General features: G+C 63.4%; 12 protein-coding genes. 3 read left to right on the top strand and 9 right to left on the bottom strand.

The features are described 5' to 3' along the window. Positions 1–59: 59 nt before the first annotated feature. The 5 genes from GV035_RS09235 to GV035_RS09215 all read right to left on the bottom strand — a co-directional run bounded on the left by GV035_RS09235 (position 60) and on the right by GV035_RS09215 (position 8,020). Complete coding sequence (locus tag GV035_RS09235; protein WP_159834635.1) at positions 60–2,468, bottom strand: DNA polymerase II; 2,409 nt, start codon at positions 2,466–2,468, stop codon at positions 60–62. Positions 2,469–2,659: 191 nt separating this feature from the next. Next, entirely contained in the window at positions 2,660–3,331 is a 672-nt protein-coding gene (gene flhC / locus GV035_RS09230; protein ID WP_159834634.1) for a flagellar transcriptional regulator FlhC, read from the bottom strand. Positions 3,332–3,350: 19 nt separating this feature from the next. After that, positions 3,351–3,668 carry a flagellar transcriptional regulator FlhD gene (gene flhD, locus GV035_RS09225; protein ID WP_159834633.1) on the bottom strand — a complete coding sequence of 106 codons (318 nt, stop codon included), beginning with the start codon at positions 3,666–3,668 and terminating at the stop codon, positions 3,351–3,353. Between the two features lie 512 nt (positions 3,669–4,180). Beyond that, positions 4,181–5,296, bottom strand: a complete 1,116-nt coding sequence (locus GV035_RS09220; protein ID WP_159834632.1) for a purine-nucleoside phosphorylase — start codon at positions 5,294–5,296, stop codon at positions 4,181–4,183. Positions 5,297–5,461: 165 nt separating this feature from the next. Next, complete coding sequence (locus GV035_RS09215) at positions 5,462–8,020, bottom strand: mechanosensitive ion channel domain-containing protein (protein WP_159834631.1); 2,559 nt, start codon at positions 8,018–8,020, stop codon at positions 5,462–5,464. A 339-nt stretch (positions 8,021–8,359) separates the two neighbouring features. On the opposite strand from GV035_RS09215, the gene GV035_RS29425 reads away from it, so the two are divergent. Then, positions 8,360–9,034, top strand: coding sequence for a M23 family metallopeptidase (locus GV035_RS29425; RefSeq protein WP_236572567.1), 675 nt, complete (start codon positions 8,360–8,362; stop codon positions 9,032–9,034). 147 nt (positions 9,035–9,181) lie between these two features. Here the strand turns inward: GV035_RS29425 and GV035_RS09205 are convergent, their stop codons facing one another. From GV035_RS09205 to GV035_RS09195, 3 genes are all read right to left on the bottom strand, one after another. Further along, a complete protein-coding gene (locus GV035_RS09205) occupies positions 9,182–10,111 on the bottom strand; it encodes a cation diffusion facilitator family transporter (RefSeq protein WP_159834630.1) in 930 nt (309 codons plus the stop codon). Between the two features lie 35 nt (positions 10,112–10,146). Next, complete coding sequence (gene selD / locus GV035_RS09200; RefSeq protein ID WP_159834629.1) at positions 10,147–11,226, bottom strand: selenide, water dikinase SelD; 1,080 nt, start codon at positions 11,224–11,226, stop codon at positions 10,147–10,149. A 66-nt stretch (positions 11,227–11,292) separates the two neighbouring features. Beyond that, complete coding sequence (locus GV035_RS09195; protein WP_159834628.1) at positions 11,293–11,832, bottom strand: putative glycolipid-binding domain-containing protein; 540 nt, start codon at positions 11,830–11,832, stop codon at positions 11,293–11,295. A gap of 227 nt (positions 11,833–12,059) precedes the next feature. On the opposite strand from GV035_RS09195, the gene GV035_RS09190 reads away from it, so the two are divergent. Further along, the gene (locus GV035_RS09190) at positions 12,060–12,482 is read left to right on the top strand and encodes a BspC domain-containing protein (RefSeq protein WP_159834627.1); all 423 of its coding nucleotides are present in this window, start codon (positions 12,060–12,062) and stop codon (positions 12,480–12,482) included. Positions 12,483–12,795: 313 nt separating this feature from the next. Beyond that, entirely contained in the window at positions 12,796–12,999 is a 204-nt protein-coding gene (locus tag GV035_RS09185) for a hypothetical protein (protein ID WP_159834626.1), read from the top strand. A gap of 107 nt (positions 13,000–13,106) precedes the next feature. Here GV035_RS09185 and GV035_RS09180 read toward each other — a convergent pair whose 3' ends face one another. Then, the gene (locus GV035_RS09180) at positions 13,107–13,592 is read right to left on the bottom strand and encodes a type VI secretion system tube protein Hcp (protein WP_442859536.1); all 486 of its coding nucleotides are present in this window, start codon (positions 13,590–13,592) and stop codon (positions 13,107–13,109) included. Between the last annotated feature and the right edge of the window lie 169 nt (positions 13,593–13,761).

The raw sequence follows: 13,761 nt of genomic DNA, 5'->3' as shown, positions 1-13,761 counted from the left end.
GCAACGCGTCATGCGGCAGCAAGTGCCGCGCCCGCGCATGCCCGTTCGCCTTTCGGCGCTCAGAAGAGTTCTTGCTGCCCCGACATCAGCGTGGTGAAGTCGTTGCGCAAAAACGGCAAGATGCCGTCCGCCACGGGCTGTAGCTGCTTGCTCACGTAATGCTCGTAGTCGATGGGCGCATGACGCGCCTCGACCGGTTCGGGGCCGCCGACGGTCATCACGTAGCTGATCCATCCACCGTTCTGATATTGCAACGGACGGCCCTGTTGCGCGTTGAATTCGTCGGCAGTGCGCGCGGCGCGTACATGTGGCGGCACGTTGCGCTGGTAGTCGTCGAGACTGCGGCGCAGGCGCTTGCGATAGATCAACAACTCGTCCAGCGCGCCGCGCCGCGTGCGTTCGACGTAGTCCCGCACATAGTCTTCATAGGGCTCGTCCTTGAAGACGCGCATGTAAAGCTCTTGCTGAAAACGCTGCGCGAGCGGCGTCCAGTCCGTGCGTACCGTCTCTAGCCCTTTATAGATGATTTCTTCGCTGCCGTCCGCGCGTTGTGTGAGTCCCGCATAGCGTTTCTTGCTGCCTTCGTCGGTCCCGCGAACGGTCGGCATCAGGAATCGCTCGAAGTGCGTTTCGAACTGCAATTCCAGTGCACTATCGAGGCCGAATGTTTCGCGCAGATGCGTGCGCCAGTAATTGTTGACATGATCGACGAGTGCGCGGCCGATGCGCGCGGCGTCGTCCTCGCTGCGAGCGCGGCGCAGCCACACGAAGGTCGAATCCGTGTCGCCATAAATGACGCTGTAGCCGCGCGCTTCGATCAGTTCACGCGTGCGATGCATGATTTCATGGCCGCGCATGGTGATGGACGAGGCGAGCCGCGGATCGAAGAAGCGGCATCCGCTCGAACCGAGCACGCCATAAAACGAGTTCATGATGATCTTGAGTGCTTGCGAAAGCGGCTTGTTGCGCTGACGCTTCGCGGCCTCGCGCCCTTCCCACACTTGCTCGACGATGGCGGGCAGACAATGCTTGTCGCGAGAAAAGCGCGCGCCGCGAAAGCCAGGCACGGTTTCTTTTGCTTCGTTCGCGGCTTCGCTCATGCCCTGCGCGAGACCGACCGGATCGATCAGGAACGTACGAATGATCGACGGATACAGGCTCTTGTAGTCGAGCACGAGCACGGAGTCATAGAGGCCGGGCCGCGAATCCATGACAAAACCGCCGGGGCTCGCTTCTTCGGGCACATCGCCCAGATTGGGAGCCACATAGCCGAGACGATGCATGCGCGGCATGTACAAATGCGTGAACGCCGCGACCGAACCGCCGCTGCGGTCGGCGGCGAGTCCCGTTACCGTCGCGCGTTCGAGCAGGAACGGCAGCAGTTCGGTCTTCTCGAAGATCTTCGTGACGAGTTCGCAGTCGGTCAGGTTGTAACGTGCGAGCGCGGGCTTGTCCTCGCGAAAGCGCCGCTCGATCTCGTCCATGCGGGCATAGGGACTGTCGATGGCCTTGCCTTCTCCCAACAGCGATTGCGCGACGTATTCAAGGCTGAACGAAGGGAAATTCCACGTTGCCGAACGCAGCGCCTCGATGCCGTCCACCACGAGCCTTCCCGCGACGGACGCGAAGAAGTGATTGCGCTTCATGCCGTGCTCGCGCCATTCGATCACGCTGCCGTCGCGGCCAATGGATAATGGAACGTCGTAAGCGTCGGCGTGTTTTTGCAGCACGCGCAGGTCGAACTGCACGACGTTCCAGCCGATGATCGCATCGGGATCATTCTCGGCGATCCAGCCGTTGAAACGCTGCAACATCTCGGCGCGGCTCGCGCAATAGTCGAGCTCGAAGTCGAGCGGAGCGTGAACGTCGTTCGTCGGCGGCCCGAGCATGAACACCTGCCGCGCGCCGCAGCCTTCGAGCGCAATGGAGTAAAGCTCGGCCGTGGCGCTCGTTTCGATATCGAGCGAGACGAGCCTGAGGGCCGGACGATAAGCCGGCGCGGGCTTCAATTCGCTCTGCACGACGCCATCACGCGCTTCGCCTTCGAACGAAACCGGCGCGGTGATGAATCGCTCCATCAGATAGCGTTCGGTTGGACGGACATCGGCTTCGTAGACAACGACGCCCGCGTTCTTCAGCGTCTTTTCGAGCGCGAGCAATTGACGATACTGCGCGCAGTAGAGGCCGAGCACCGGCTTCTGGCGGAAATCCGTGAGCGGCAACTCGCGCAAGTGCGCATCGCGCACCGTGCGAACGAGCGGCTCGGCTTTATCGCGGTCTTCCGCGCGGATGAAGGCGACGGGTGTTTGCGGGGCGATGCGGACCTTGCGCGGACCGGCATCGGTGGCGAGCCAGAACTCGACCTCGGTACCCGCGGCTGTATCGCGCCAGTGACGCGTCAGCAGAAAGCCCTGCTGGGAGTGATTCGGTGCCTGAGCCAAGGCGTGTCCTTCGAAAGCGCGTGCCATCGAAGCATTTTACTTGGGGGCGGGAGAACGCTGCGGCGCGCATCAGTGGCGCGCATGAGCGGCGCGCCGGCGTGAACGAAACGAAAAGGCTGAGACAGGAAGGAAAACGCGGTAGCGGCATGCCGGCCATCCACCATCCAGAAACATCCACGCTGGATGGTCCTCGACGAATGAGCCGGCGCCGCTACCGCCTAAGCAGCCTGTGCGACCAGGCTTGCGCGTGACGGCTGCAAGGCCGCCACGTTGTCGAGTGCGACATGCGCCGGAAACTCCGGTGCTGGCGGCACTTCGCTCTTGCTAGACACCACCTCCAGAGCGGCTTCTTGAACGGCCTGTCGAGCGGCCGCCGCTTTCTTGGTCTTCCCCGCGCGTGACGGCGGCTGGCAGGCCCCGCACACCACGTTGTTCTGCAAATCATGTTTGTGTGCGACAAACTTGCCGGTACAGCGGCAGCACGGCGTCATCTGCAGCATGCCGGCGTCGAAGAAGCGCACAAGAGTCCAGGCCCGCGTGAGATCGAGTACCGCCTCCGCGCCGCTATGGTTGCAGTGCTCGAGATACAGCCGATACCCCTTGGTCAACGCATCGAGATGCGAGCAACCGGCTTCGTTCTTGAGGAACGTATAGGTGTTGTAGAAAAGCGATGCGTGGATGTTCGCGAGCCACGTCATGTACCAGTCCGCCGAAAACGGCAGCATGCCCTTGGGCGGCGAAACGCCCTTCACTTCGCGATAGAGACGGATCATGCGGTCCCGCGAGAGCGTCAGTTCGCTCTCCAGCACTTGCATGCGCGCGCCGAGTTCAATCAGTGCGATCGCGCGGAACACTTCCTGGGCGTCTTCGGTGAGGCTCTTCTTCAGCATGGCTCGCTCCGTCTCTCTCTTAAGCGAACTGTTCGGCCGGCTGGCCAGCCAGCAGGATTGCAGCGTGCGTCGGCGCGATATCCGCGTTCTTCGCGGGTTGCGTCAAGGCCGACAGCATCGTGTGATCGTTGAAGCGGAAAGCGCACAACAGGTTGTCGGATTGCGCGAGCTTGACGACCTGCGCGAGCGTGAGCCCCGCCAGCAAGTCAGCCAGTTCAGCCGACAGCCCGAGCCGGAACATGCCGATGGCCCGGTCCTCGCGCAGCAGACGCTGTGCGAGCATGATGTAAGACAAGTTGATTTCCCGGATCGATTCCAGCGTCTCGCGACCGTTCATGGTTGCTGCTTCCAGTAATCCCCGATTTCCCAGCCGGCTTATGCCGATATCTTTTTTGTGCCTCACCGGGCTTTCTTCGCCCGGCTACGTACTTTGATACAGGCCGTTACAACTTGTAACAACACTGTGAAACGGATTCTAAGTACGGCCTTAATCGAGCGCAAGACCATCTCAATAATATTTTGTTGCAAACAACACTTTGCATCGGTAACGTTTGCTTCCCCGAAAAATCGGCAAATTTGACTGCGATTTCGAGGATGTTTTCCGTCTGCTCGTTCGGAAATTCGCAGGCTTATTTTTTATCTGAGTAATTGCCTGACGCCCGCAACAACGGGGCATCACGGCGTTCGGTTGACAGTCTGGCGAGCTATTTTTGAGACGCGCTTTTCAGGTAAAAAGCGGTAAAAAAGCCGCGATACCAGAAATTACCGGTTCGCGGCTTGGAGTGTAATTCGTTCCGAAGACTTGTTACTTCGGTGTGACTTCAGACAAAAAGGTGCCTCTGCGCTTGTTCACCGTTGCGGAACGCCCTTGCGCCACGCACCCCAGTGCGTGACGACTTCCTGGACGAAAGGATTGCCGGTCAGATACAAATTCTGGATGGCCGGTGTAAATCCGCCCTGCGCTGCATAGTTAAGAAGATTGTCGCTGGCCGTCTGGCCCTCGTACGGCCGGTCGAAGTCGGAACCCGCGCGCAGATCGGCCACGCGGGCCAAGTCCACCCGCTTGAGGCTCGCCGCGCGCTTGAGCGCCTCGAAGGTCGCGTTGTCTTCCTGCTGGGTCGTGCAGTAGACGCCCTGCCCGTCGGTCAAAAGGCGCGTCCAGTAGCGCGCCCGCTCGCCGATGTACTTGCCGGACCACCACGTATCGCCTGCCAGCGTGTCGCACTGAATCACGCGCGGCGGCTGATTCGCGGGCGCGTAGTTGAACTTGGCGCGTGCGACCTTCGCCTGATCGCTATCGGAAAGCGTCACGTTGCGCGAGAGCGCGTAAGCCGCGTCGGCGAGCGATGCATTGAGCGCGAAAACCTCCGTGCGATAGTCGAGCGAGGGCTTGTCGTGCGGACTCTTGGTGTTGATGCCGAGAAAGCCGGTCGGCCAGTCGGCCGGCTTTTCGCGTGCGTCGATTTCCCACTGGATGCCGAAATCGACGAGATATTTGGCCCACGCCGCCGAGCCGAGCGTGCCGCGCGCCGGATCGATCCCGGCGATGCCCGCGATCAGGAAATACGTGTGCCGCAGATCGAACTGATCGGAGAACGTCAGCGCCATGATCGACGCCGTCGCGTTTGCGTGGCCCATGCCGGTCGTGATGACGCACACGTCGTCGCGATTGCAATGCACGTCCGGATAATCCGGCGAGAGTCCCGGCACCTGCACCGCCTGCCACGGACCGAGATTGTCGAGCCAGACCTGGCCTTCCGGCCCGAACATCGAGATGATCATCACCTTGACATGCCGGCCGCCGTTGCCGTGGCGTTCGCCGCTCATGTCGTCGCGTTGTTGCGCGAGGGCGCAACCGGTGAAGGCGCACAGCGTCGCCAGGCCAGCGGCGGCGAGCGCCGTGCGTATCGGCTTGGGCGGCGGGCGCTTGAAACGAGTCGATTGAAACCGGGCGGCGATTCTCATGGCGGGCATCGTCCTCTTGAAGGTTCGAACTTCGAAGGAAAGCCGCCGCGCCGTCCGGATCATGCGCCGGCGCGGCCGGCCCGGACGATTATAGGAGAGCCAATAAGGGATTCGGCGGCGTCGGCGTCGGCGCGCGTCTGCCGCTCGATTGGCGATTACTCGCGCTCACGTGCCGCTCTGCGCCCCGCGCGGCGGCGGCGCGCTCGCGGCGACACTGTTGCCGGCGGCGGCCTCGTTCGTCGGATGCTGCGCCGCCGTCGACGGCTCCGCGCGCTGTTCCGCGCCCGCCTGTTCGCTGTCCTGCTGAAGCTCCTGCGCCGTCTCGTGTCCGTTCCCGCCGACGATCACGAAGTTGCGCTGCGGATTCGCGATTTCGATGCCGCGCGCCGTGAACTCGTTGAGAATGCGCCGATTGAACTCGCGCTGCACCGGCCAGCGCGCGCTGTCGCGGCACTGGATCTGGCCGGCGAGCGTGACGGTCGAGCCATCGACGGCATCGACGCCCCAGAAGCTGAAGTCGGAGAGAATGCCGTCGCGGAACGCTTCGTCCTGGCGCAGCGCGGCGCCGATTTCCTTCAGCGTCGAAATGGCGAGATCCACGTCCTGGCCGAGCGCGATCGACACGCGCACCGCCGCGTTGCCGATGCCGCGGTTCGTGTTGTTCACCGTCGTCACCGAGCTGAACGGCACGGTGTAGAGCGAACCGTCGCCGCCGCGCAGCCGCACGGTGCGAATGGACAGATATTCGACCGTGCCCGACACACCCGCGACCGTCACCCAGTCGCCGACCTGCATCGCGTTTTCCATCAACAGGAAAATGCCCGTGATGAAGTCCTGCACGAGCTTCTGGGAGCCGAAGCCGAGCGCCACGCCGAAAATGCTGGCGCTCGCGAGCAGCGGCGCGGTGTTCACGCCGATCTCCGAGAGCCCCGTCAGCACGACCACCATGCCGATCACGACGAGAAGCGCGGTACGCATCATCGGCAGGAGCGTGCGCAGGCGTGCCGCGCGCACGCGGTCGCCGGTGGCGTTCCACTGTTCGAGCCGGCGCTCGACCAGCACGTTGGCCGTTTCCCACACCAGCACCGCGAAGACGGCGGCGACCGCGATGGTCAGAATCGCCGACGCGAGCCGGTTGCCAACGCCGCCCGACGTGAAGAAGCGTACGACATGCACGCCCCACACTTCGAGCAGCGCAATGACGGTCGCCACGCCGATCACCGTCTGCACCATCCGCCGCAGCACCGGGTAATAGCGGTACGCATGACGATGCGCGATGGACTTGCTCGCGAAGTCTTCCTCGTCGTTGTCGCGGAAGACTCGCCCGAGCGCGCCGAACGCGACGATCGCCGCCACTCGCGCGCCGACCAGCACCAGCAGCGACACGCCGCCGAGGTGAAAGAGCGTGCTGTAGCCGTTCTGCACGTCGAGCGCCCAGACAAACCACAGCGCGATCACGAAGAAAATAGCGACGCCCGCCCAGACATCGGCCACCCAGTTGCCGACGAGCGCAACCGACCGGTAAGCCGTCATGCGCTGGCGAATGCTTTCGCCAACCTGCCTGCGCGACTCGAAGATGACCCACGCGACCATCAGATGCACGACGAGCGTCACGACCTTGAGGATCGCGATATGCGCGGCATCCGTGAGGCCGAGCGGCTCGCACGCGTTCGCGAGCGCGATGCCCGCGCCAGCCACCATCACGATGCGCCGCAGCCAGCGATACATGTACATCGCGTATTGATCGCGCACCTGCAGGAGCCGCAGGCCGCGCGCATGCGGCGCGACGAAGAAGCCGAACACGATCATCACGAGGCGGCACACGAGATACACGTCGATCAGCGCGCCGGCGACGTGCGCTTCGGTCGTGTTGTCGTCGATGAAAATCGACATCAGCACGGTCGCTGCGCCCATGAAGATCCCGAGCGGAATCAGGCTCAGCACCAGATGCAGCAGCGCGCTCGGCAGACGCCGCAACAAGGTCCAGTGCCGCGCCGCGTGGCGCTTGCCGCGCGCCGCGTCCGCGTGGCGCTCGGCCACATGCTGCTGGACTTCGTCGCCGGACCGGTGGGCCGCGTCTTCGGCATGTTCGGCGGCGCGCTGCTCGATCACCAATTCGGGCTCGGTGACTTCGGCGTCCGCCACCCCGCGTCCCGCGACTTTCTCGCGCGACTTTCGCAAAAGACGCGCCGCGAGATATTCGACCACGAGCGCGGGCAGCAGCGACAGCAGCACCGCCCACGCGACATGCGCCATGACGGCACGCGCCTGTTCGCTCGCGAGGCGGTCTTGCCACCAGCGCACGACCGAGCGGACGCTGAGCAGCGCCGCTGCCGAATGGCGCAGGCCCGTGCCGAAATGCACGAGCCAGTGGCCGGCCTGATGCGATATCTGCGACGCGAGGCCGTTGGCCTTCAGCGAATTCGCGAGCACGCCCGACGCCCCGGATGCCGGCGCGGCGGCTCCAGCCGAAGCCGCTTGCGTCGCGCTCGCGGGCGCGGCCAGCGTGCCGGCTGCGGCGACCGCGCGCAGCGTGTCGGCAACCTGCGCGCGTCGCTGCGGATCGTTGAGGACGGAGAGCGCATCGCGCGCCTGTTGCGGCGTCAGCGCGACGGCCGGCTGCGAGGCGTGCTGGGCGGGCGCGGCGGCCTCGGCGGCTGGCGAGAGTATCGAGACGAAGCTCGACACGACGATGAAAGAGACGGCAAGTAGATGTTTGCGCATGGGTCGGATGAAGATCACGAAATTTCGGGGACTCGATGCGGACGACGCGCACGGTACGGAATCGCGCGATGGCTTGGCTGGCGGTGCGCCGCAAGCGGCGCACGCTGCGGACCGAAGCGTGCTATCGCGTTAGGGCTGAAACGAGAATGACAAGGACAATGCTCAAACGTTCGCCATACCGGGGTCGATTTCGCGGGTTGAAAGGCAGGGCGCGCGCGGCGAAGTCGCGCTTGTCGCGGCTTCGTTGTGTGTAGCACTTGGCGCTCCTGCTCCGCTTGACGCGGCGTTCAGGCGATCACAACGGTTACGAAGGCCGTGGATATCCGCCACGGCAACGGCATGTTGTCGCGATACGGACATGCGTCGCGCATCTGCGTGACGGAAGGCCAGTACGTGATGCCGGGCGATGAGGTCGCCGAAGTCGGATCGACGGGCCGCATCTGCACTTCGGTGCGATCGTCGGCGGCGCGCAGCTCGATCCGAAGCCCTAAGGGGGCCGCCTGCAGCGTTGAGCGGGCTAGCGGACGGAGTGTCGAACGCCGCGCCCTTGCCCGAAAATCGGCGCGCTTTACGCGGCGCCGAGCGGAATGCCGGGCGCGTCGTGGGCGGCTTCGGGCGCTCGCAGGCGACGGGCCAGACGCCGCGCCTTTACTCGAAATCGGTGCGCTTTACGCAGCGCCGAGCGGAATGCCAGACGCGTCTTGGCTGCTTGGGCGCGCTAGCGAACGGAGTGTCAAACGCTGCGCTCTTGCGCGAAAATCGGCGCGATTTACGCGGCGCCGACCGGAATGCCGGGCTCACTGTGGGCAGCTTCGGGCGCGCTCGCGGGCGACGGGCCAGACGGCGCTTTACTCGAAATCGGCGCGCTCTACGCAGCGCCGAGCGGAATGCCAGGCGCGTCTTGGCTGCTCGGGCGCGCTAGGGACGGAGTGTCAAACGCCGCGCCCTTGCCCGAAAATCGGCGCGCTTTACGCAGCGCCGAGCGGAATGCAAGGCGCGTCGTGGGCGTCTTAGGGGCGCTCGCAGGCGATTTATCAAACGCCGCGCCGTTGCCCCAAAATGGTCGTCACGCAGATCCGGACCACGGCCGCACGCAGGTGCTCGCGACGCCTGTCACGCCGCGTCCGCCCGCGCCTTTACTCTCATATCCGATGCAGCCGCTCAGGCCGCAGCGGCCGGTTTCTGCGCCTCGCGCGGCACGTCCGGCTCAAAAAATACCCAGCGCACTTGCGGAAACGCGCGTTGCAGGTCGTCTTCGATGACGTTGATCGCGTCGATCATCGCGCGGCCGCTCGCATAATCGATCATCTCCGCCTGCACCGCGACGACGAGATGCTTGCCCCATTGCAACGTGATGAGGCTGATGATGCGCGTGACTTCGGGCCGCGCGCGCAGATGCGCGTCGATGGCCTTGCGCACTTCCGGGCTCGCGGATTCGCCGACGATCATCGACTTCACTTCGCGCGCAACGAGAAACGCGATGACCATGAGCAGCAGGCCCACGACGACGGAGCCCGCGGCATCGTAGGCGGGATTGCCGGTGATCATGGTCAGCAGCACGGCGGCAAACGCGATGGCGAGGCCCGCGAGCGCGGCCACGTCTTCGCCCGCCACGACGAGCAGTTCCGATTCGCGCGTCTCGCGGAACCATCGCCACATGCTCTTGTTCGGCGTGGTCTTGCGGATTTCGCGGATCGCGCCGGCGAGCGAAAACGCTTCCAGCGCGACGGACACACCGAGAATCAGGAGCGCGACGACCGGATTGGACAGCGGCTCGCGATGCATCAGCCGATGCGCGCCCTCGTACACCGAAAACGCGCCGCCCACGAAAAACAGCAGCAGCGCCACGAGAAGCGCATAGAAGTAAATCTCGCGTCCGGAGCCGAGCGGATGCAGCGCGTTCGCCGGGGCTTGCGCGCGCTTCAGGCCAAAGAGCAGCAGCAGCTGATTACCGCAGTCGGCGGTGGAGTGAATGGCTTCGGCGAACATCGCGCCCGAACCCGTGAACGCGGCCGCTCCGAACTTGCAGACTGCAATGCCGAAATTCGCGGCGAGCGCGTAGAAGATGGCTTTCGGCGATTCTTCCTTCATGTCCACCCGCTAATCGTTGTTTATAGAGTCTTGCGCTATCGCACCTCGACACGGCCCGCGCCGTCCGTCATGTCGCCGATGACCGCGGCTTCGCTAAAGCCATCGGCGCGGAAGATCGCGAGCACATCATCGACGGCTTCGGGCGCGCACGACACGAGCAGGCCGCCCGAAGTCTGCGGATCGGTGAGCAAGGCGCGGGCCGCTTCGATCGAGCCCTCCAGCGAATCATGCAGCGCGACGTCCGCGCCATACGCCGCCCAGTTGCGCCCCGAAGCGCCCGTGAAGACGCCCGCGCGCACGAAGTCCTGGACCTGCGGCAGCCACGGCAGCGCCGCGTAGCGGATGCGCGCCGTCAGCCCCGCGCCGCGCGCCAGTTCGAGCGTGTGACCCAGCAGGCCGAAGCCGGTGACATCGGTGAGGGCGTGGACGCCATCGAGCTTCGCCAGTTCCGCGCCGGGGCGGTTCAGCTTCGTGGTCGCGGCGATCATCGCGGCGTAGCCCGCTGCATCGAGCTGATTTTTCTTGAGCGCCGCCGACAGCACGCCGACGCCGAGCGGCTTGCCGAGAATCAGCACGTCGCCCGCACGGGCCGCCGCGTTGCGCTTCACACGCGACGGATGCACGATGCCGAGCGCGGCGAGCCCGTAGATCGGCTCGACGGAATCGATCGAATGGCCGCCCGCGACCGGGATGCCCGCCTCCGCGCATACCGCTTCGCCGCCCTTCAATACCTGCGCGATGACTTCGTGGGGCAGCACGTTGATCGGCATGCCGACGAGCGCGAGGGCGAGAATCGGTTTGCCGCCCATCGCGTAAACATCCGAGAGCGCGTTGGTCGCGGCAATGCGGCCGAAGTCGAACGGATCGTCGACGATCGGCATGAAGAAGTCCGTCGTCGCGACAATGGCTTGCTCGTCGTTGAGCTGGTAGACGGCGGCGTCGTCGGCGGTGTCATTGCCGACGAGCAGATTCGGGAACGCGGGCATCGGCGCGCTGCGCTTGAGCAGATCGGCGAGCAGGCCTGGCGCGATCTTGCAGCCGCAGCCGCCGCCATGCGAAAGGCTCGTCAGGCGCGGCCCGTGGTTCGGTTCTGTGTTGAGTGCGGTATCGGTCATCGTTGAAATCACGCGAGAAAGTCGTTCGATGACCCGCATTATCGCCGCTTGCGGGCCGGCGCGTCTTTATGGGATCCGCTGGAAGAGACCGGGATAATCGGTCACGAGGCCGTATTCATCGACCGTGATCTCGGCGGTGAAGCCCGTGTCGAGTCCTTCGAAGCGATAGCGCCGGTCCGCCTCCAGGCACGTATAGGCCTGTGCGACGGCGCTCACGGTCATCTCGGGCACGCGCACGTACACGACGCGGATTTCGCGACGCGCGCCGGGCTGTAAGTCGAGGCGGCGCAGCGGCAAGGTGTTGGTGAATGGCGTCGCGATGATGTCCACGTCGATGCAGCCGCCGAGCGCGTCTTGCGGCGCACCGTGCGCGTCGGTCCAGTCGTGCCCGCGATGCAGATCGATCGACGCGCCGCCCGCCAGCTTGACCGCGAGCCGCGTGACCTGCCAGCGCGCATCGCATTCGATGCGATACGTCATGCCGAACGCCCCGGCATCGCCCTCGCCGACGATCACGCTCTCGATGACGACGCCATCGGACCGCTCATCGAGCACGAGATGCTCGAGCCCTGCCCCGTCCCGCTGCGACCATCGCACGACTTTCATCACGCGGCTCCGTCTCGGCTCGCAGCAAGCATACAACGCGGCGCGAACGCTTTCGATCGGCATTCAACCGCGCGACGCGCTCGACGCAGAAAAACTTCGCGCGGTATACTTCGCGCCATCTCGAAAAACAGGCGCACGACTTCCGGCCCGATACGGCTGTCGCCTTCCTCCCGCGATGCGCGCCTGTGCTTCTTCTCGTTCCCTGCCGACATCGCCATCGTGACTGCATGAAAACTCTGTTCGCCCCTGCGCTGTGCGCGCTTTTGCTTTCGGCGTCGCTGTTCCAGATCGTTCAGGCTCAAGAGACGCCCGATCCCTCCGAAGACTATTCGTATCTCACCCGCCTGCATGTTCCGGATACCGTCGTGCAATGCGTCGCGGCGTTCGATCGCTGGGTCGAGAATGCGCCGAAGTACGACACGCTCATCGTCCCGGACCGCCGCGTGCTGTCCGCGAAGATCGACGACGACACGCCGATTCTGAGTCCCGCGAACCCCATCCCTGTTGACCAGGTGATCGTGATGCGCGCGTTCGCGAAGGCGCGCGGCAAAGCGCAATGGCAGCGCGTCGATAGCCGATGCGGCGTGCGCGACGGTCAGGTGGTCGGCGTTTCGCTCACGCCGAACATGAAGCCGAAGATCGTGCGCTGACTTGGCAATGGCTGACGCGTCGTCGTTTAATAAGCCAGCTTCGTAATTATTTCAGGCAACACGTTTGCTTACAAACGAACACGGCTTGTCATTTTGCTAACGGCTAAATTGGTTTCCACGGATTCACACGGAGAAACCCATGAAGAAGTTAGCGATTCTTGCGGTGCTGAGCGTGGTGCTGGGAAGCACGCTGTCGGGCTGCATCATCGTGCCTGGGGATGGCGGCTATCACCATCATCACGACTATTACCGCTAAGTCGTATCTGCCATATACCGGCACGCCTAGCGTCATCAAAATTCGAAGGAGTTAATCATGTTCGACAAGACGAAGAAGAGCCTGCTTATCGCTTCCATTGCCGCTTCGCTTGGCTTGGGGCTCGTGAACGCCGCTTCCGCCGATGTCCATCACGAGCATCATCATGCTGTGAAGACGGGCTGGCATGGCGATCGTTACTGGGACGGTCATCGTTACTGGCAACGCGCCGAGTGGGAGCGTCATCATTCGCATCACGGTTGATTGAACGGCGTCACGCAATGGAAAAGCCGCCGCGAGTTTTTTCTCGCGGCGGCTTTTTTGTGGCATTGATCGGGCTCGTGCGAGGCCGCATGCCATTGAGGTAAAGCCTATGCGATCTCGTTGTTCCTTATGTCGATTAATCCCGTAACGGCGCCCATGCCACCGCCGTGCCGATTTTGCGGAACGTATTCTTGTTTCATGCGCGAGAACGAAAGCCCTATCGCTTCGATCGCGTAACCGCCATCGGCCGAAGGCAAGACCTTCGTGATAACCACATCGGATATCGTGATTCGATAGAAGGTGAACGGCAACCCGCCCGCCTTGCGCATCGAGAGTTTGACTTCGCTTATGTGCTTGCCCTGAAAGCAGAACGCCGCAAGCGTCGGTGACGCGTAGTCTGTTTCCTGCTGGGAAATCCGCATCTTGCGATTCGCCCTTGATGCCGTCGAATTGAATAAAAATATCTGAAGCCATTGAACGATCCTCGGGAGATTCGCTTCGCGAATCAACTCTTGATGGACTTGCGCCTGCGATCCATGCGTTTCGCAAACTTTAGAACAGAAATCAAAACCGCCGCTACGCTTGCCCAACACGCAAGAACAATCGAGTAAATTCCGACATCCTGAATATCTTCAGGCGCAGGGTATTCCAATCCAAAGAGGCCAAGTAGCCAACGGATCGCCATATCCTCTTCGTAGGGCATCATCCCGCATCGAACTATGATGGCGCGTGCTAGTAGGATGCCTATCACCAGAGACGCAA

This window comes from Burkholderia sp. 8Y (assembly GCF_902506145.1).
GTDB lineage: Bacteria > Pseudomonadota > Gammaproteobacteria > Burkholderiales > Burkholderiaceae > Caballeronia.
Note: the sequence above shows the minus strand (reverse complement) of the source record. Positions and strands in the feature narration are given on the sequence as shown.